Genomic DNA, 18,779 nt, shown 5'->3' on the forward strand with positions numbered 1-18,779 from the left:
CGGTCATGGCAGGAGATCCTTCAGACGCAGCAAGGCGATCCGCTCGATCTGGGCCAGGGCCTCGGCGAACTCGGCCTCGGCGTCGTTTTCGAGCCGGCGCTCGAAGGCGGCCAGGATCTCCGTCTTGCCGCGGCCCTTGACCGCCATGATGAAGGGGAAGCCGAACTTGGCCTTGTAGGCATCGTTAAGATCGGTGAAGCGGGCGAGCTCATCCTCGGTCAGGCTGTCCAGGCCCGCCGAGCTCTGCTCCTTGCTGGATTGCGCAGTGAGCCGCCCGGCCAGGGCCAGGCGTCCGGCCAGGTCCGGATGGGCCTCGATCAGCGCCAACTTGCGCGCTCGGGGCGCGCTGCGGAGCACGGCGCAGAGCGCCCGGTGCAGGACCTCTGCGCTCTCCGCCTCTGCCGGCAGACTGGCGTCGAAGGCCGCTTCGGCGATCCAGGGCGAATGCTCGAAGATCCCCCCGAAGGCCGCGACGAAGTCAGCGCGCGACAGCGCTCGCGGATCGAGCCGCCCGGTCACGCCGCACCACCGTGCCGGGCGTGCCAGTGGCGGGCGATGTCGATCCGGCGGGTGATCCAGACCCCGTCATGGCCGGCGGCGTGGTCGAGGAAGCGCGCCAGGGCGGCGGCGCGCCCGGGCCGTCCGGCCAGCCGGCAGTGCAGGCCGACCGACATCATCTTGGGCGCACCCCGGCGGCCTTCCTCCAAGAGCAGGTCGAAGCTGTCCCGCAGGTAGGCGAAGAACTGGTCGCCGGAGTTGAAGCCCTGGACGGTGGCGAAGCGCATGTCGTTGGCGTCCAGGGTGTAGGGGACGATCAGGTGCGGGCCCTTCGGGCCCTTCACCCAATAGGGCAGATCATCGGCGTAGGAGTCTGAGGAATATAGAAAACCTCCGTCCTCCATCACCAGCTTCAGGGTGTTGACCGAACAGCGGCCGGTGTACCAGCCGAGCGGCCGCTCGCCTACGGTGTCCGTGTGGATCCGGATCGCCTCGACCATGTGGCGGCGCTCCTCGGCTTCCGGCAGGTCGCGGTAATCGATCCACTTGAGGCCGTGGGAGGCGATCTCCCACCCGGCCTCGCGCATCGCGGCGACCGCGTCAGGGTTGCGCGCGAGGGCGGTTGCCACGCCGTAGACGGAGACCGTCAGGCCGCGCTCGGTGAAGAGACGCCAGAGCCGCCAGAAGCCGGCCCGGCTGCCGTACTCGTAGATCGATTCCATGTTCATGTGGCGCTGGCCGGGCCAGGGCTCGGCGCCGACGATCTCGCTGAGGAAGGCCTCGGACGCCGGATCGCCGTGGAGGATGCAGTTCTCGCCGCCCTCCTCGTAGTTGATCACGAACTGCAGCGCCAGCTTGGCGCCGCCCGGCCACTCGGGATCCGGCGGCCGGCGGCCGTAGCCGATCAGATCCCGGGGGTAGGCTTCCGTCATCGCTCCTCGCTTCCGCTCGTCCTGCCGGGCGAGGCCATTTCACTACGTCCCGTGGATCGGAGTAAACTGCCAGGGCACGATCCGATCGGATGGAATCGCTTCGCGATCCATCTGGCCGGATGTCATGCCCTGACTCTAGAGTGTTTGCGCACCACTCCCGGCCAGACGCAACTGCGTCTGATCGGGAAGTGCGCTAGGCTATCGCCAGGCGACTCGATTGGATGGAAGAGGCGAAGGCATGACTCAATCCGGGGCCGAAGGGAAGGGGCGGCTGACGACCCACGTGCTGGACACCGCGCAGGGCCGGCCGGCGGCCGGCATCCGGATCGAGCTCTATCGCGACGAGGCCGCTGGGCGCCGCCGGCTGGGCGAGGCGGTGACCGACGCCGACGGCCGCTGCGAGGCGCCGCTGCTGTCCGGCGCCGACTTCGAGACCGGCTGTTATGAGCTGGTGTTCCACGTCGGCGCCTATTTCCGGGCCCAGGAGATCGCGCTGCCGACGCCGCCATTCCTGGACCGGGTGCCGCTCCGCTTCGGCATCGCCGAGGCCGGCGGGCACTATCACGTCCCCTTGCTGATCTCGCCCTACGGCTACAGCACCTACCGAGGCAGCTGAGGAGCGGGCGGGAGCCAAGATGCGCGAGGAGATCCGCTTCCTGCTCGGCCACGAAGCCCGCGTTGTCAGGGCGCTGGATCCGACCATGACCGTGCTCGACTACCTCCGCCAGGAGGAGGGCCTGGTCGGCACCAAGGAAGGCTGCAACGAGGGCGACTGCGGCGCCTGCACGGTGGTCAGAGTCCGGCCCCGGGACGGCCGGCTGCACTACGAGGCGCTGAACGCCTGCATCCAGTTCCTGCCGACCCTGGACGGCTGCCAGCTGCTGACCGTGGAGCATCTCGCCGCGGCCGACGGAACCCTGCATCCGGTGCAGCAGGCCATGGTCGATTGCCACGGCTCCCAGTGCGGCTTCTGCACGCCCGGTTTCGTGATGTCGCTCTTCGCCATGAGCCGCAACCTCGATGCGGTGCCCTCGGACTCCGAGATCGACGACGCCCTGGCCGGAAACCTCTGCCGCTGCACGGGCTACGCGCCCATCGCCCGTGCCGCGACGCGCCTTTACGAGAACGAACCGCGGCAGGACCATGTTTCGGCAAGGGAGGCGGAGACGCAGGAGGCACTGGCATCGCTGCGCGACCACGTGACCTTGGCCTTCGGACAGGGTCCGCGGCGCTTCTTCGCGCCGGCGACGGCCGACGCTCTGGCCGACTTGCTGACCGCCCATCCCGAGGCCACCATAGTCGCCGGCTCGACCGACGTCGGGCTCTGGGTCACCAAGGCGCTGCGCCGCCTCGGCATGATCGTCTGGCTAGGCCGCATCGACGAGCTGGCGCAGGTCGAGGAGACCGAGCATTCGATTGAGATCGGTGCCGGGGCCAGCTATGCCGATGCGATGGACGTCCTGGCCCGCCACTACCCGGACATGGGCGAGGTCATCCGCCGCCTGGGCTCGGTCCAGATCCGCAATCTCGGCACCATCGGCGGCAACATCGCGAACGGCTCGCCGATCGGGGACTCACCGCCCCTGCTGATCGCCGCCGGCGCCACCCTGCAGCTGCGCCAGGGCGCCAAGCGGCGCAGCCTGCCGCTGGAGGACTTCTTTCTCGACTACGGCAAGCAGGACCGCTTGCCCGGCGAGTTCGTCGAGAAGGTATCCGTCCCGCTGCCGCCGGCCGGGAGCACCTTTCGGGCCTACAAGATCTCCAAGCGCTTCGACCAGGACATATCCGCCGTGCTGGGCGCCTTCCGGCTACGCTTCGAGGGCACGCGGGTCGCCGAGGCGCGGATCGCCTACGGCGGCATGGCGGCGACGCCGAAGCGGGCCGCCGCGGTCGAAGCCTGCCTCACCGGCGCCGAGTGGGAGGCGGCCACGGTCGAGCGCGCCATTGCGGCGCTGGAGCAGGACTTCGCGCCGATCACGGACTGGCGGGCCAGCGCCGGCTATCGCCTGCAGGTGGCCAAGAACCTGCTGCGGCGCCTCCACATCGAGACCAGCGATCCGGTGGCCGACACCCGGCTGGTCGGCGACCGGAGCCTGGCCCATGCCTGATGCGCGGGCGCCCGAGCGGATCACCGGCGCGGTGCACGAAGCGCGGCATCACGACAGCGCCCGGAAGCACGTCTCGGGTGCGGCCGCCTACATTGACGACCTGCGCGAGCCCACCGGCCTGCTGCACGTCTGCCTGGGCGTCGGCGGCGAGGCCCATGCCCGGATCACCGGCCTCGACCTCGGGCCGGTGCGCGCGGCCGAGGGCGTGGTCGCGGTCTTCACCGCGGCCGACATCCCCGGGACCAACGACATCAGCCCGACCCACCGCGACGACGAGCCGGTCTTCGCGAGCGACCGGCTGCTCTTCGCCGGCCAGCCGGTCTTCGCGGTCGCGGCCGAGACCCGGGACCAGGCACGCCGCGCGGCCCGCCTCGCCGTCGTCGAGACCGAGGCCTTGGACCCCGTGATCACCCTGGAGGCCGCCAAGGCCGAGGGCACCCTGGTCACCGAGCCCCTCACCCTGGCGCGCGGCGATGCGGCCGCGGCCCTGAAGCAGGCGCCGAAGCGCATCACCGGCCGCATGGCGATCGGCGGCCAGGACCACTTCTACCTCGAGGGCCAGATCGCCATGGCCCTGCCGGGCGAGGACGACGAGGTCACGGTCTTCTCCTCGACACAGCACCCCAGCGAGATCCAGCACATGGTGGCCAAGGTTCTGGGGGTGGCCTCGGGCGCGGTCACGGTCGAGGTGCGGCGCATGGGCGGGGCCTTCGGCGGCAAGGAGACCCAGGGCAACCTCTTCGCCGTGGTCGCGGCGCTGGTCGCTAAGGCGACGGGCCGGGCGGCGAAGCTCAGGCCCGACCGCGACGACGACATGATCATCACCGGCAAGCGCCACGACTTCCTGGTCGACTACGAGGTCGGTTTCGACGAGGAGGGGGCGATCCAGGCGGTCGAGATGACCTATGCTGCGCGCTGCGGCTGGTCCGCCGACCTGTCGGGACCGGTCGCCGACCGGGCGCTGTTCCACGCCGACAACTGCTACTTCTACCCTGCGGTCCGCCTGACCTCGGAGCCGCTGAAGACCAACACGGTCTCCAACACCGCCTTTCGCGGCTTCGGCGGGCCTCAGGGCATGCTCGGCGGCGAGCGCCTGATCGAGGAGATCGCCTTCGCCACCGGCAAGGACCCGCTGGAGATCCGCAAGCGCAACCTCTACGGCAAGGCCGAGCGCAACGTCACGCCCTATCACCAGGAGGTCGAGGACAACGTCGCCCTGGAGATCATCGAGGCCCTGGAGGCCTCGGCCGACTACTGGGCGCGCCGCGAGGCGCTGCGTGCGGCCAACGCGGGGTCCAGGGTGATTCTGCGGGGCCTGGCCCTGACCCCGGTCAAGTTCGGGATCTCCTTCACCGCGACCCATTACAACCAGGCCGGGGCGCTGGTCCACGTCTACAACGACGGCAGCATCCACCTGAACCACGGCGGCACCGAGATGGGGCAGGGGCTCTACGTCAAGGTCGCCCAGGTCGTCGCCGAGGAGTTCCAGGTCGACATCGAGCAGGTGCGGATCTCGGCCACGACCACGGGCAAGGTGCCCAACACCTCGGCCACGGCGGCCTCGGCGGGATCCGACCTGAACGGCATGGCGGCCCAGGCCGCGGCCCGCACGATCAAGGGGCGCCTGATCGACTTCGCGGTGGACCACTGGGGCGTGCCGCGTGAGCAGGTGGTCTTCCTGCCGGGCCGGGTCCGGGTGGGCAATAGGGAGATAGCCTTCGCCGAGCTGGTGAAGCAGGCCTACATGGCGCGGGTCTCCCTGTCCTCGACGGGCTTCTACAAGACGCCCAAGATCCACTGGGACCGGGCCAAGGGGCGCGGCCGGCCCTTCTACTACTACGGCTACGGGGCGGCCTGCTCCGAGGTCGCGGTCGATACACTGACCGGGGAGTACCGCGTCGAAAGGGTCGACATCCTCCACGATGTCGGCAAGTCTCTGAACCCGGCGATCGACCTGGGCCAGATCGAAGGGGGATTCGTGCAGGGCATGGGCTGGCTGACCACCGAGGAGCTCTGGTGGGACGATGCGGGGCGGCTGCGCACCCACGCGCCCAGCACCTACAAGATCCCGGCCTGCGGCGACCGGCCGCGAGTCTTCAACGTCGAGATCCTGAAAAACGCCGAGAACCGCGAGGAGACCATCTACCGCTCCAAGGCGGTCGGCGAGCCGCCGCTGATGCTCGCGATCTCGGTGCTCCATGCGCTCTCCGACGCGGTCGCCAGCGTCGCCGGGCACACCCTCTGCCCGCGTCTGGACCCGCCGGCGACGCCGGAGCGGGTCCTGGCGGCGGTCGAGCGCCTGCGCGCGGCGGGAGCGGCCTGAGCGTGGCGGCAGGGCAGGGCCCGAACGGCGAGCCGCCTCCGCGCCTGGAGGTCCGGGCAGCGACGAAGCGCTTTCCCGGTGTGCTCGCCAACGACCGGGTGAGCTTCGCGGTCCAGCCCGGCGAGATCCACGCCCTGCTCGGCGAGAACGGCGCCGGCAAGAGCACCCTGGTCAAGATGATCTATGGCGTCCTGCATCCCGACGAGGGGGAGTTGCTCTGGGACGGCGCGCCGGTCACGGTCGCCGACCCGCGGGCCGCGCGGGCCCTGGGCATCGGCATGGTGTTCCAACACTTCTCGCTCTTCGAGGCCATGACAGTGCTGGAGAACGTCGCCCTGGGCATGGACCGGCCCGGCGACCTGCGGGCGCTCTCGGACCGGGTCGAGGCGGTCTCGCGCACTTACGGGCTGCCGCTCGATCCGCTGCGCGAGGTGCATACGCTCTCGGTCGGCGAGCGCCAGCGGATCGAGATCGTCCGCTGCCTGCTGCAGAACCCGAAGCTGCTGATCATGGACGAGCCGACCTCGGTCTTGACCCCGCAAGAGGTGGAGCGGCTCTTCGAGACCCTGCGCAAGCTCGCCTCCGAGGGTTGCTCGATCCTCTACATCAGCCACAAGCTGCAGGAGATCAAGGCGCTCTGCGACCGGGCGACGATCCTGCGCGGCGGCAAGGTCGTCGCGGAGTGCGATCCCGAGGCCGAGACCGCGACCTCCCTGGCGCAGATGATGATCGGCGCCGAGCTCAAGTCCCTCGACCGGCGCAGCGGGACCGGGGCCGGCGAGGTGCGGCTGACCGTCGAGGGCCTGGACCTGCCCTCCGACGATGCCCACGGCACCGACCTGCACAACATCTCGCTGGAGGTGCGCGGCGGCGAGGTCTTCGGCATCGCCGGGGTCGCCGGCAACGGCCAGAACGAGCTGTTGCAGGCCCTCTCGGGGGAGGTCCTGGCGGAGCGCCCCGAGGTGATCCGCATCGACAACCATGCCGTCGGCTTTCTCGACGCCGGCGAGCGGCGCCGCCAGGGGCTCTGCTGCGTCCCGGAGGAGCGGCTGGGGCACGGCGCGGTGCCGGCCATGGACCTGGTCGAGAACGCAGTGCTCAGCGGCCATCACCGCATGGGCCTGCTGACGGCGCTCTTCATCCGCGCCCTGGCGGCCGGCCGCTTCGCCGAGCAGATCGTCGGCGACTTCGACGTCCGGACGCCGGGAGTCGCGGCCTCGGCCGGCAGCCTTTCGGGGGGCAACCTGCAGAAGTTCATCGTCGGCCGGGAGATCCTCCAGGCGCCGGGCGTCCTGGTCGCCTCGCAGCCGACCTGGGGCGTCGACGCCGGGGCCGCGGCGGCGATCCACCAGGCGCTCTTCGACCTGGCGGGCCAGGGCACCGCGGTCCTGGTGATCTCCCAGGACCTGGACGAGCTGCTGGCGATCACCGACCGCCTGGCGGTGATCAACGTCGGCGTGCTGTCCAACGCCCTGGTCACGGCCGAGGCCTCGGTGGAGGAGATCGGCCTCCTGATGGGCGGCATCCACGGCCTGGACGCGCATCCGGCGCCGGAACCAACGCAGGCGGGGCCCCAGATGGAACAGGGGGCCGGCGATGGCGATTAAGGTCGAGCCCAGGCGCGAGATCTCGCGGCGGCTGCTCTATCTGACGCCGCTGCTGGCCTTCCTGCTGACGGTCATCACCGGCTTCTTCCTCTTCGCCCTCATGGGCAGCGATCCCTTCCTGGCGCTCTATCACTTCTTCGTCTCGCCGCTCCTGAGCCTCTACGGCCTGAGCGAGCTGCTGGTGAAGGGCGCGCCGCTGATCATGATCGGGGTCGGCCTGGCGATCGGCTTCCGGGCCAACGTCTGGAACATCGGCGCCGAGGGCCAGCTGACCCTGGGCGCGGTCGCCGGCGGCGGCCTGGGCCTGCTGTTCTGGAACGAGACCGGGTTCTGGATCCTGCCGCTGATGTGCCTGGCCGGGATCCTGGGCGGCATGGCCTATGCCGCGATCCCGGCCTTCCTCAAGACCCGCTTCGGGGTCAACGAGATCCTGACCAGCCTGATGCTGACCTACGTGGCGACCCTGTTCCTCAGCACCCTGGTCTACGGTCCCTGGAAGGATCCCGAGGGCTTCAACTTCCCGCAGTCGCGGATGTTCACCGACTCCGCGCTGCTGCCGATCATCCTGGAGGGCACGCGGCTCAACCTCGGCGCCGTGGTCGCGATCCTGGTTGCGGTCGCCGGCTGGGTGCTGATGACCTTCACCATCGTCGGCTTCCAGGTCCGAGTCGTCGGCCTGGCGCCGGCGGCCGCGCGCTTCGCCGGCTTCAGCCGCAAGCGGGTGATCTGGCTGAGCCTGCTGATCGGCGGCGGCCTGGCCGGGCTGGCCGGGACCTTCGAGGTCGCCGGGCCGATCGGCCAGCTGGTGCCGGTGATCACCCCGGGCTACGGCTTCACCGCGATCATCGTCGCTTTCCTCGGCCGGCTGCATCCGCTGGGGATCATCCTCTCGGGCCTGCTGATGGCGCTGTCCTACATCGGCGGCGAGAACGCCCAGGTCGAGGTCGGGCTGCCCCAGGCGGTGACCGGCGTCTTCCAGGGGCTTCTGCTGTTCTTCCTTCTGGCCTCGGACTTCCTGGTCCGCTACCGGATCCGGGTCCTCAAGCCCGCGACGGAGGGCTAGGCCGTGTCCGCCGAAGCCAGCGTTCTCGTCTTGCTGACCATCATCTCCGCGGCCACGCCCCTGCTCTTCGCCGCCCTGGGCGAACTGGTGGTGGAGAAGTCCGGGGTCCTGAACCTCGGGGTCGAGGGCATGATGCTGGCCGGCGCCGTCACCGGCTTCGCGGTCGCGGTCACCACCGGCAGCGGTACGCTCGGCGTCCTGGCCGGCGCCCTGGCCGGGGCCGGCATGGCCCTTATCTTCGGCGTCCTGACCCTGACCCTGGCCGCCAACCAGGTCGCCACCGGGCTGGCGCTGACCATCTTCGGGATCGGTCTCTCGGCCTTGCTCGGCGCCGGCTTCGTCGGCGTGCCGGTGACCGCGCTGCCCAAGCTGGACCTGCCCGGCCTCAGCGACCTGACCCTCATCGGACCGCTGCTCTTCGGCCACGACGCCCTGGTCTACCTCTCGATCCTGGCGACCCTGGGCGTTGCCTGGTTCCTCAGACGGAGCCGCGGCGGTATGATCCTGCGCGCGGTCGGCGAATCCGACATCGCGGCCCATTCGATCGGCTACGATGTCATCGCCGTGCGCTATCGGGCGGTTCTGTTCGGAGGGGCTATGTCCGGCATCGGCGGCGCCTATCTGTCGCTGTCCTATACCCCGATGTGGGCGGAGGAGATGACCGCCGGGCGCGGCTGGATCGCCCTGGCGCTGGTGGTCTTCGCCTCCTGGCGTCCCTGGCGCCTGCTGCTCGGCGCCTACCTCTTCGGCGGCGTCACCATCCTGCAGCTCTACGCCCAAGGGGCCGGCGGCTTCGGCATCCCGGCGCAGGTGATGTCGATGCTGCCCTACCTCGCGACCATCCTGGTCCTGACGGTGATCGCCGCCGGGCCGTGGAAGGGCCGGCTCGACGCGCCGGCCTGCCTGGGCAAGCCGTTCCGACCCTCGACCTGAGACAGATCAGAAGAACAACACGGGAGGAGTGATTATGAACAACCGTTTCACACGCCGGGGCTTCCTGGCCGGATCGGCGGCCGCGGCCGGGACCCTGTCGCTGGTCGGCCCGCAGGCCCTCGCGGCCGAGCCGCTGAAGGTGGGCTTCGTCTACGTCGGCCCGATCGGCGACTTCGGCTGGACCCACGGCCACGACCTCGGCCGCAAGGCCATCGAGCAGGAGTTTGGCGACAAGGTGAAGACCTCCTACGTCGAGAACGTCGCCGAAGGCCCGGATGCCGAACGGGTGATCCGCCAGCTGGCCAGCTCCGGCCACGGGCTGATCTTCACCACCTCTTTCGGCTTCATGAACTCGACGATCAAGGTGGCGCAGCAGTTCCCCAAGGTGAAGTTCGAGCACGCCACGGGCTACAAGACCGCGGCCAACGTCTCGGCCTACAACGCCAAGTTCCACGAGGGCCGAACCGTCTGCGGCCGGATCGCCGGCCACGTGACCAAGTCCGGGATCGTCGGCTACATCGGCTCCTTCCCGATCCCCGAGGTGGTGATGGGCATCAACGCCTTCACCTTGGCGGCCCAGAAGATCCGGCCGGACATCAAGGTCAAGGTGGTCTGGGTCAACTCCTGGTACGACCCGGGCAAGGAAGGCGACGGCGCCAAGGCCCTGATCGACCAGGGCGCCGACATCATCTGCCAGCACACCGACAGCCCGGCGCCGCTGCAGGTCGCCGAGGCGCGCGGCGTGCACGGCTTCGGCCAGGCCTCGGACATGAAGTCCTTCGCGCCCAAGGGCCAGCTGACCGCGATCATCGACGACTGGACCAACTACTACGTCCAGCGCACCCAGGACGTGCTGGAGGGTACCTGGGCTTCGCAGTCGATCTGGTGGGGCATGAAGGAAGGCCTGGTGGTCATGGCGCCCTACGGCGAGGCGGTGCCGGAAAACGTCCGGGCCGAGGCCGACGCGGTGCAGAAGGGCATCGTGGACGGCTCGCTGCACCCCTTCACCGGCCCGATCAAGAACCAGGCCGGCGAGGTCAAGGTCGCCGACGGCAAGACCATGTCCGACGAAGAGCTCCTGAAGATGGACTGGTACGTCCAGGGCGTGGAGGCGTAGGGCGCGGCTTTGATTTGTATCAGGCAATGGGACGTTCGAGTCCACAAAGCCCTCCCCCTTGAGGGGGAGGGATTGGGTAGGGGGTGAGCCCGAGGCCGCGCGTCGGCAGCAAGGCCTTCAATCGACTTGCCCTGACGGCCATCACCTCCCCCTCGATCCTCCACCCTCAAGGGGGAGGAAGATTCCGTCGCTGATCGTCGACAGTCCGCTTGGCAAGCGCGGCGCGGGAAGGGACCCATGTTCGAGGTGGTTCTCTGGGAATGGCTGGATCTCGCGGTCCGGTGGCTGCACGTGATCGCCGGCATCGCTTGGATCGGCAGCTCCTTCTACTTCGTCCACCTGGATCTGAGCCTGAAGCAGCGCGAGGGCCTGCCCGAGGGCGCCCACGGCGAGGCCTGGCAGGTCCACGGCGGCGGCTTCTACAACATGGTCAAGTACCTGGTCGCCCCGGCCCGCATGCCGGACCGGCTGACCTGGTTCAAGTGGGAGGCCTATACGACCTGGCTCAGCGGCATGGCCCTGCTGGTCCTGGTCTACTACCTCCAGGCCGAGCTCTATATGATCGACCGCGGCGTGCAGGACCTCGCGCCCTGGCAGGCGGTGGCGGTCAGCCTGGTCGGGATCGCCCTGGGCTGGATCGTCTACGACCTGCTCTGCCGTTCGCTGCTCGGCCGCAACGACAACGCCCTGGCTTTGGTCGGACTGGTCTTTCTCACGTTGCTGGCCTGGGGCTGCGCACAGGTCTTCAGCGGCCGCGGCGCGATGATGCAGATGGGCGCCCTGATCGGCACGATCATGGTCGCCAACGTCTTCTTCGTGATCATCCCCGGCCAGCGCAAGGTGGTGGACGCGCTGATCGCCGGCGAGGATCCCGACCCCGAGCTGGGCCGCCGCGGCAAGCAGCGCTCCCTGCACAACAACTACCTGACCCTGCCGGTGATCTTCGTGATGATCGGCAACCACTATCCCCTGGCCTTCGCCGGCCGCTGGTCCTGGCTGATCCTGGCCTTCGTCCTGATCATCGGGGCGGTCATCCGGCATTTCTTCAACCAGCAGCACAAGGGCGAGGCGAGTCCCTGGTGGACCTGGGGCGTGGCCCTGGCCGGCCTGGCGGCGATCGTCTGGCTGAGCGCCACGCCGGCCACGGAGACCGACGAGGCGGCACTGGCCGATCCGGCCGCGGTCGAGGAGATCGTCCTGTCCCGCTGCAGCATGTGCCACGCCGCCGAGCCGGTCTGGGAGGGCATCGCCCTGCCGCCCAAGGGCGTGGTCCTGGAGACGCCGGCGGAGATCCGCCGCCAGGCCCGGGCGATCGATCTCCAGGTGGTCCGGACCCACGCCATGCCGCCCGGCAACATCACCGAGATCTCCGAAGAGGAGCGCCGGATCCTCGCCGCCTGGATCGCCGACGGCGCGCCCGCCTGGTAGACGCATGCCCGCCAAAGCCGACCGAGCCCTCCGCGGCCGCCTGCTGAGCTTCCTCGAGGATCCGGCGACCGCCGGCGCCGAGGCGAGCCACCGCTACATCGAGGACGGGCTCCTGGTGATCGCCGGGGGCCGCATCGCCCGGCTCGGCGAGGCGACAGCGCTGCTGGGCAAGCTGCCGAAGGACCTGGCGGTCGACCACTATCCGGACGACCTGATTCTGCCCGGCTTCATCGACCCGCATATCCACTATCCCCAGACCCAGGTCATCGCCTCCTACGGGACCCAGCTGCTCGATTGGCTGGAGCGCTATGCCTTCGTCGAGGAGCTCAAGTTTGCCGAGCCCGCCCATGCCGCCCGGGTCGCAAGCTTTTTCCTGGACGAGCTGCTGCGCAACGGCACCACGACGGCGGCGGTCTACTGCACGGTCCACGCGGCCTCGGTGGAGGCCTTCTTCGCGGAGTCAGAGCGGCGGAACACCCGCATGCTGGCGGGCAAGGTCCTGATGGACCGTGGTGCGCCTGCGGGCCTGCTGGACAGGGCGCGCTCCGGCTACGACGACAGCAAGGCCCTGATCGCGCGCTGGCAGGGGCGGGGGCGGCAGCACTATGCCGTGACCCCGCGCTTCGCCGTCACCTCCAGCCCGGAGCAGCTCGAGGCCGCCGGCGCGCTGCTGCGCGAGCATCCCGAAGTCTTCCTGCAGACCCACTTGGCTGAGAACCGACGGGAGATCGACGCCGTGAAGGCGCTCTTCCCGGAGGCCAAGAGCTACACCGAGGTCTACGACCGCTTCGGCCTTCTGGGCCCGCGTTCGCTCTTCGGTCACTGCCTGCACCTGGAAGAGGCGGAGCGGCGGCGGCTCAGCGAGAGCGGCTCGGTCGCGGTCTTCTGCCCGACCTCGAACCTCTTCATCGGCAGCGGCCTCTTCGACCTTGCTGCGGCCCGCGATTCGCGCTTTCCGCTGCGCTGCGCGCTGGCCACCGACGTCGGCGGCGGCACCAGCTATTCCCTGCTGCGCACCCTGGGCGAGGCCTACAAGGTCCAGCAGCTTCAGGGCCGGAACCTGCCAGCGCTAGAGGCCTTCTACCTGATCACCCTGGGCAACGCCCGGGCGCTCGGCCTGGAGTCTCAACTCGGCAGCCTGGCCCCGGGCCGCGATGCCGACCTGGTGGTCCTCGACGCCGGCGCCACCCCGGCCATGGCCCACCGGCGGGAGACCATCGGCGACCTCGCCGAGGAGCTCTTCCTGCTGATGACCCTGGGCGACGACCGCGCGGTGCGCGCGACCTACGTCGCCGGGGAACGGCTCCACCGCCGGGATTAGCCCCTGCGGACGCGGTGCTTCTCGTGTTGCCTCCGCCTCCCGGCGGTCACTAAACTCGCGCGACTCAGCGAGGCGGGACATGCCGGAACGAGAGCAGGATCTGCGGCCGGAAATCGAAGCGGTCTGGCGCCTCGCCAATGCAGGCAGGCTGGCGGAGGCGCGCGCGGCCTCGGCGCGGCTCGTGCAGAAGGCGCCGCAGGACCCGGAAGCCGGATTCGCCCACGGCGTCACCTTGCTGCAAAGCGGTTCGATCGATGACGGGATCGCGGTCCTTCAGGGCGTCGTGTCTACGGCGCCGCATCACGCCGGCGCGCGGCTCAACCTGGCGCGCGCCTTGGTCCACGCCGGACGGCGCGAGGAGGCCGAAACGGTCCTGCGGGCCCTGATCGCGGCGCAGCCCGCACTGTCGGCCGCGGCGATGGACCTGGCGGCCCTGCTGGCCAGGCGCGAGGCCGCCGGAGAGGCGGTCGAAGTGCTGGAGGAGGCCCGCAGGCATGCGCCGCGCGACGCCAGCCTGCTGATCAACCTCGGCGGTCTCCAGGCCGGGCAGGGCGACCTGGAGGGCGCGCGCCGCAACCTGGACGCCGCCGTCGCGCTGGACCCGCAGCAGCCGCTGGCCCACTACAACCTGGGCCGGGTGCAGCGGGACCTCGGCGCCGACGAGGCGGCGGCGCGCTGCTTCCGTCGAGCCGTGGAGCTCGACCCGCGGCTCGACCAGGCCTGGCGGAACCTCGGGAACGCGCTGCTCGATCTGGGCCGGGTCAAGGAGGCCTTCCAGGCCTTCAACGAGGGCGCCAAGGCCAGGCGCACGCCGGGCGGGACGCCGAGCCGCGACCCCCTGTCTTACCAGACCAGCGCCTCGAAACTGACCCACGACATCGAGCAGTTCCGCTACCTCAGGGCGCGCGGCAAGCTGCCGGAGTCCTTCGACGCGACGATCCGGGCCTACGAGGACACCCTCGCGGCCCTGCCCACGGTCGGCGATCTGTCCCACGTCGTCGACATACCGAGAGACCGGCTGCCCGCGCTGCAGGCCAGCTACAACCGCCTCGTCGTCTGCGAGCGCTCGCCGGCGGTCTCGCCCTGCGCGGTCAATCCGACGCTCGACGCCGAGGCGATCGAAGCCGACTACGCCCGCAACGCGCCGGGCATCACCTTTGCCGACGGCTTCCTCACCGCCGAGGCCCTGGAGGAACTGCGGCGCTTCTGCCTGGAGTCCACGTTCTGGTTCGAGTACCGCTACGGCAACGGCTATCTCGGCGCCTTCTTCGACGACGGCTTCGCCTCGCCCTTGCTCTATCAGATCTCCGAGGAGCTGCGGCTCAAGCTGCCGGGGATCTTCCGCGACCACACCCTGCGCAAGCTCTGGGCCTTCAAGTACGACAGCCGGCTGTCGGGCATCCCAATGCACGCCGACTTCGCCGCAGTGAACGTCAACTTCTGGATCACCCCGGATGACAGCAACCTCGAGCCCGAGACCGGCGGCCTCGAAGTCTGGGACAAGGAGGCCCCGGCCGACTGGGACTTCACCAAGTACAACAAGGACGAGGCGGCGATGCGCAGCTTCCTGGCCGAACAGAAGGCCCGCTGCCTCAAGGTGCCGCACCGCCAGAACCGCATCGTCGTCTTCAACTCCGACCTCTTCCACGCCACCGGACCGCTGCACTTCCGCGCCGGCTACGAGCACCGTCGGGTCAACATCACCATGCTCTACGGCAAACGCGAGGACGCCTAGGCCTTGGTTGTTGCAGTTTGTGGCTTCACCCCCACCCCAACCCTCCCCCATCAAGGGGGAGGGTTGGGGTGGGGGTGACTCGCCGAAGTGTGTTGACGGGCCCAAAGGCGACGGCTGCTCTCCGCCTTGGGCCGGGGTCAGGCTCAGTCCAGGATCTCGAGGCCCTGGGCGCGGATCGCCGCCTCGGCGCGGGGGATGTCGTCGGGCGTGTCGACCGCGACCGAGCTGTCGGAGAGCGGGATCATCCGGACCTCGTAACCCATCTCTAGGAAGCGGAGGATCTCGATGTCCTCCACGGCCTCCAGGGTCGACTTGGACGTGGCCGCGGCGAAGGCCGCCAGGGCTTCCGGGGGGAAGGCGTAGATGCAGATCTGCCGCCAGGCGGTCTTGAAGAGGTAGCGCTTGGTCGTCGGGATGGAGGCGCGGCTCATGTAGAGCAGCCGCCCGTCGGGGCGGGTCACTAGCTTGGGGATCGAGGGGTTGCGGAACAGCGCTTCGTCGGTGATCTCGCACATGCCGTTGATGATCTCGCCGGGCCGCTCGCGGGCGGTGGCGAGCACGCGGGTGATGTCCTCGGGATCGATCACCGGCTCGTCGCCCTGGACGTTGATGTAGAGGTCGGCCGGGTGGTCCTCGGCGAAGGCCGCGATCCGGTCGGTGCCGGTCAAGCAGTCGTCGGGGGTCATGGCGACCTGGATGCCGACCTCGGCGCAGTAGTCGAAGATGCGCCGGTCGTCGGTCGCAACGTAGATGCACTCGGCCGGCACCGCCTTGGTGCAGCGATGCCAGGTGCGATGCACGAGCGGCACGCCGAGCAGGTCGATCAGGGGCTTGCCGGGCAGGCGGCCGGATTCGTAGCGGGCCGGGATGGCGACGAGATAGTCGGCTTTCGATGACATGCGAGGCTTCGTTGCGACCTGCGACTCGGTCAGGAGCGCGCCATTGTCCGCCATCGGCGAAGCGCGGGCAAGCGGGACCCGGATCGGGCCGGGGACCTTGGCCGATCCCGGCCGCGCCTCTATAAGGAACCCGGGCCGTCACGCCGGATTTCGGAGGGGAGTCATCGCCACATGGCCGCGCAGGAGTCGCCGCAATCCTTGATCCTCGGGGCGCAGCAACAGGCTGAGGCCGGCGATTTCGCGGGCGCGGAGAAGACCTTGGGCGAGCTCCTGGCGGCCCGGCCCGAGGAGCCGAGCGCGAACGCCCTGCTCGGCCTGGTGCGGGTGAAGGCGGGCCGTTTCGGCGCGGCGACCGGTCCCCTGAGATTGGCGCTGAAAGGCCGGCCGGAGGACGCGCAGCTCTGGAACGCCCTCGGCGTCGCCTGTGGCCAGGTCTTCGACGCCGAGCAGGCGCGCCAGGCCTTCGCGCGCGTCGCGGCCTTGCAGCCGGAGTCGCCGCAAGCACACTTCAACTTCGCGCTCGCTGCCCGGCGCTGCGGCGATGCCGCCGGCGCGGTCGCCGCCTATCGAGAGGCCCTCAGGCTCAAGCCTGGCTGGCCGGCGGGCTTGAGCAACCTCTCCAGCGCCCACCGCGAGGGCGGGGACTTCGACGCCGCGGTCGCGGCCTGCGAGGAGGCGATCGAGCTCGACCCCGACTATGCGCCGGCCTGGCACAACCTGGCCCTGGCGCTCTTCCTGAAGGGCGACCTGCCGCGTGCCTGGGAGGCGCACCGCTGGCGCTTCAAGAACCCCAACGTGGTCAGCGTCAAGCAACGCCCCTTCACCCAGAAGCCCTGGCACGGCGAAGACCTGACCGGCCGCCGCCTTCTGGTCTGGGGCGAGGAGGCGGTCGGCGAGGAAGTCATGTTCGCCAGCATGATCCCGGACGCCATCGCCCGGGCCGGGCAGTGCATCCTGGAATGCGAGCCCCGGCTGGTGCCGCTCTATGAGCGCAGCTTTCCGGGCGCGACGGTGGTCGCTCGCAGGGATCCGCCGGACCCCCGGGCCGACGACCCCGGGATCGACTACCAGGTGGGGATCGCCGATCTCGCCGGGCCCCTGCGCGGGCGCTGGGAGGATTTTCCGAGCCCGCCCGCCTTCCTCGCGGTCGACGAAGCGCTCCGGGACCGCCTGCGGCAGCGCTACCTGGCCCGAGGTGGCGGGCCCCTGATCGGACTGTCCTGGTACAGCGCCAACCCGCGGGTCGGCCTGCCGCGCTCCCTGGGCTTGCGGCAGTGGATCCCGATCCTCCAGGCGATCCCGGCGACCTTCGTCAATCTGCAGTACGGCGATTGCAGCGAGGGCCTGGCCGACGTCAAGGCGCGGAGCGGCATCGAGATCCTCCACGATCCCGAGATCGACCAGCTCGAGAACATGGACGACTTCGCGGCGCAGACCGCGGCGCTCGATCTCGTGATCTCGATCTCGAACACGACCTGCATGGTCAGCGCCGCCGTCGGCACCGAGACCTGGACCCTGCTGCCGCGCGGCTTCGGGCTCTACTGGTACTGGTTCGAAGGCCGCGACACCTCGCCCTGGTTTCCCGGGATGACCCTGTTTCGCCAGGACCGCCCCGGCGACTGGCAGGGGGTCATCGAGCGCATCGCGGGGGCGCTGGCCACCTGGACTCCGCCGGCGGCGGGCACGGCGTGATGCAGCCGGCGGAGATCCCGCGCCCCGAGGTCCGGCTTCCGGCACGGCTGGAGGACAGCGACCTCTTTCTCCACGATCCGATAGCCATCTTCGAGGTCGAGAACTTCCTGCCGCCGCGCCTCTATGCGGGCTTGGCGCGGACCTTCCCGGAGGCTGCGCAGTTCGGCCGCCGTTACGAGCGGGGCGGGAAGCTGTTCTTCAACCAGGGCCACCCGGAGTTCCGGCAGTTCGTCGGGCGCTATCCGGCCTGGTATGCCCTCTACGCCTGGTTCGCCTCGGCCGAGACCCTGGCGCAGCTCAAGCGGCTGGTGGACCCCTATCTCCTGCACCGCCCGGAAGAGGAGCGGCGGCGCTGGGTCTATCCCGCGCCTCCGGGACCCGCGGAGCGAAGCTCGGATGCCGATGCGACGCCCGTGCGCCCGGGCTTCGAGTTCTCGGCCCTCACGACCGGCGATTCGATTCCGCCCCACACCGACCTGCCGAAGAAGCTGCTGTCGCTGATGGTCTACTTTCCCGACCCCGACCTGGTGGCCCTGGAGGGCTGCGGCACGTCCTTCTACCGCGCCAAGCCCGGCGGCAAGACGCGGGTCGACTGGGACCCAAAGATGATGAGCGAGGCGGAGAGCGCCGAGTTCCTCGCCGGCCACGAGCCCTACTTCCGCTCGGCCTTCACGCCGAACAAGCTGGTCGGCTTCCTCAAGTCGGAAGTCTCCTGGCATGCCGTGCCGCCCCTGGACCTGCCCCCGGGCCGCGCCCGCAAGTCGATCAACCTGAACATCTATCTGCGCTGAGTTGGGCGTGTCCGACGCCGGGCGGCAGGCCGATCGGCTGGTGCCCCGAGCAGGACTTCAACCCGCAACGCCCTGATTGCAAATCAAGTGAGACACGTTGTCCAAGGCTTTGATAACGATGCAGTTTTTCTTCCCTTGGTATAAGCGTCCGGTGAGGCCCACGTTGCGCGGGGCGGCGACTGGTCATAGGACTGGTCGTATGACTGACAGTGAGTTTCAGCGTGTCGAGGTGATCACGGGTGTGGGGCGCCGGCGGCGCTGGAGCGTTGAGGAGAGCTTTGACTGGATTTGGGTGCAACTCCAACTTTCGGTCAGGCGTGCCGTTCCTGACA

15 protein-coding genes are annotated in these 18,779 nt (G+C 69.6%); 12 read left to right on the top strand and 3 right to left on the bottom strand.

Going from position 1 to position 18,779, the window contains the following annotated elements; all coding sequences use genetic code 11:
- Window positions 1–3 precede the first annotated feature (3 nt).
- The gene (gene uraD / locus QNJ30_12945) at window positions 4–519 is read right to left on the bottom strand and encodes a 2-oxo-4-hydroxy-4-carboxy-5-ureidoimidazoline decarboxylase (protein ID MDJ0944372.1); all 516 of its coding nucleotides are present in this window, start codon (window positions 517–519) and stop codon (window positions 4–6) included.
- A complete protein-coding gene (gene puuE, locus QNJ30_12950) occupies window positions 516–1,430 on the bottom strand; it encodes an allantoinase PuuE (protein ID MDJ0944373.1) in 915 nt (304 codons plus the stop codon). Before puuE ends, uraD begins: the two co-directional genes overlap by 4 nt.
- 238 nt (window positions 1,431–1,668) lie before the next feature.
- Here puuE and uraH point away from each other — a divergent pair, with 238 nt between their 5' ends.
- The 10 genes from uraH (at window position 1,669) to QNJ30_13000 (ending at window position 15,065) form a co-directional block, all read left to right on the top strand.
- On the top strand, window positions 1,669–2,046 hold the full coding sequence (gene uraH, locus QNJ30_12955) for a hydroxyisourate hydrolase (protein MDJ0944374.1): 378 nt from the start codon (window positions 1,669–1,671) through the stop codon (window positions 2,044–2,046).
- 19 nt (window positions 2,047–2,065) lie between these two features.
- Complete coding sequence (gene xdhA / locus QNJ30_12960; protein ID MDJ0944375.1) at window positions 2,066–3,538, top strand: xanthine dehydrogenase small subunit; 1,473 nt, start codon at window positions 2,066–2,068, stop codon at window positions 3,536–3,538.
- Entirely contained in the window at window positions 3,531–5,861 is a 2,331-nt protein-coding gene (gene xdhB / locus QNJ30_12965; protein ID MDJ0944376.1) for a xanthine dehydrogenase molybdopterin binding subunit, read from the top strand. The genes xdhA and xdhB overlap by 8 nt, the downstream gene beginning before the upstream one ends.
- A gap of 2 nt (window positions 5,862–5,863) precedes the next feature.
- On the top strand, window positions 5,864–7,468 hold the full coding sequence (locus tag QNJ30_12970; protein ID MDJ0944377.1) for an ABC transporter ATP-binding protein: 1,605 nt from the start codon (window positions 5,864–5,866) through the stop codon (window positions 7,466–7,468).
- Window positions 7,458–8,531 (top strand): ABC transporter permease, encoded by a 1,074-nt coding sequence (locus QNJ30_12975; protein ID MDJ0944378.1) that lies wholly within the window; start codon window positions 7,458–7,460, stop codon window positions 8,529–8,531. The genes QNJ30_12970 and QNJ30_12975 overlap by 11 nt, the downstream gene beginning before the upstream one ends.
- A gap of 3 nt (window positions 8,532–8,534) precedes the next feature.
- A complete protein-coding gene (locus QNJ30_12980) occupies window positions 8,535–9,464 on the top strand; it encodes an ABC transporter permease (protein MDJ0944379.1) in 930 nt (309 codons plus the stop codon).
- A gap of 34 nt (window positions 9,465–9,498) precedes the next feature.
- A complete protein-coding gene (locus QNJ30_12985) occupies window positions 9,499–10,581 on the top strand; it encodes a BMP family ABC transporter substrate-binding protein (GenBank protein ID MDJ0944380.1) in 1,083 nt (360 codons plus the stop codon).
- A gap of 237 nt (window positions 10,582–10,818) precedes the next feature.
- Entirely contained in the window at window positions 10,819–12,009 is a 1,191-nt protein-coding gene (locus tag QNJ30_12990; protein MDJ0944381.1) for a urate hydroxylase PuuD, read from the top strand.
- A gap of 4 nt (window positions 12,010–12,013) precedes the next feature.
- Window positions 12,014–13,330 carry a guanine deaminase gene (gene guaD, locus QNJ30_12995; protein ID MDJ0944382.1) on the top strand — a complete coding sequence of 439 codons (1,317 nt, stop codon included), beginning with the start codon at window positions 12,014–12,016 and terminating at the stop codon, window positions 13,328–13,330.
- 79 nt (window positions 13,331–13,409) lie between these two features.
- Complete coding sequence (locus QNJ30_13000) at window positions 13,410–15,065, top strand: tetratricopeptide repeat protein (protein ID MDJ0944383.1); 1,656 nt, start codon at window positions 13,410–13,412, stop codon at window positions 15,063–15,065.
- 143 nt (window positions 15,066–15,208) lie between these two features.
- On the opposite strand, the gene QNJ30_13005 is transcribed toward QNJ30_13000, so the two are convergent.
- The gene (locus tag QNJ30_13005) at window positions 15,209–15,964 is read right to left on the bottom strand and encodes a 3-deoxy-manno-octulosonate cytidylyltransferase (protein ID MDJ0944384.1); all 756 of its coding nucleotides are present in this window, start codon (window positions 15,962–15,964) and stop codon (window positions 15,209–15,211) included.
- 171 nt (window positions 15,965–16,135) lie between these two features.
- On the opposite strand from QNJ30_13005, the gene QNJ30_13010 reads away from it, so the two are divergent.
- The gene (locus tag QNJ30_13010) at window positions 16,136–17,656 is read left to right on the top strand and encodes a tetratricopeptide repeat protein (protein ID MDJ0944385.1); all 1,521 of its coding nucleotides are present in this window, start codon (window positions 16,136–16,138) and stop codon (window positions 17,654–17,656) included.
- Window positions 17,653–18,447 carry a hypothetical protein gene (locus QNJ30_13015; protein MDJ0944386.1) on the top strand — a complete coding sequence of 265 codons (795 nt, stop codon included), beginning with the start codon at window positions 17,653–17,655 and terminating at the stop codon, window positions 18,445–18,447. The genes QNJ30_13010 and QNJ30_13015 overlap by 4 nt, the downstream gene beginning before the upstream one ends.
- The last annotated feature ends 332 nt before the right edge of the window (window positions 18,448–18,779 follow it).

The organism is Kiloniellales bacterium, from assembly GCA_030066685.1.
Classification (GTDB): domain Bacteria; phylum Pseudomonadota; class Alphaproteobacteria; order Kiloniellales; family JAKSBE01; genus JAKSBE01.

Bases quoted from the DNA above. Each gene is read 5' to 3' on its own strand.
- puuE (MDJ0944373.1), bottom strand. From the start codon at position 1,430: ATGACGGAAGCCTACCCCCGGGATCTGATCGGCTACGGCCGCCGGCCG.
- QNJ30_13005 (MDJ0944384.1), bottom strand. From the start codon at position 15,964: ATGTCATCGAAAGCCGACTATCTCGTCGCCATCCCGGCCCGCTACGAA.
- QNJ30_12985 (MDJ0944380.1), top strand. From the start codon at position 9,499: ATGAACAACCGTTTCACACGCCGGGGCTTCCTGGCCGGATCGGCGGCC.
- xdhA (MDJ0944375.1), top strand. From the start codon at position 2,066: ATGCGCGAGGAGATCCGCTTCCTGCTCGGCCACGAAGCCCGCGTTGTC.
- QNJ30_13010 (MDJ0944385.1), top strand. From the start codon at position 16,136: ATGGCCGCGCAGGAGTCGCCGCAATCCTTGATCCTCGGGGCGCAGCAA.
- uraH (MDJ0944374.1), top strand. From the start codon at position 1,669: ATGACTCAATCCGGGGCCGAAGGGAAGGGGCGGCTGACGACCCACGTG.
- QNJ30_12975 (MDJ0944378.1), top strand. From the start codon at position 7,458: ATGGCGATTAAGGTCGAGCCCAGGCGCGAGATCTCGCGGCGGCTGCTC.
- xdhB (MDJ0944376.1), top strand. From the start codon at position 3,531: ATGCCTGATGCGCGGGCGCCCGAGCGGATCACCGGCGCGGTGCACGAA.
- QNJ30_12990 (MDJ0944381.1), top strand. From the start codon at position 10,819: ATGTTCGAGGTGGTTCTCTGGGAATGGCTGGATCTCGCGGTCCGGTGG.
- QNJ30_13000 (MDJ0944383.1), top strand. From the start codon at position 13,410: ATGCCGGAACGAGAGCAGGATCTGCGGCCGGAAATCGAAGCGGTCTGG.
- guaD (MDJ0944382.1), top strand. From the start codon at position 12,014: ATGCCCGCCAAAGCCGACCGAGCCCTCCGCGGCCGCCTGCTGAGCTTC.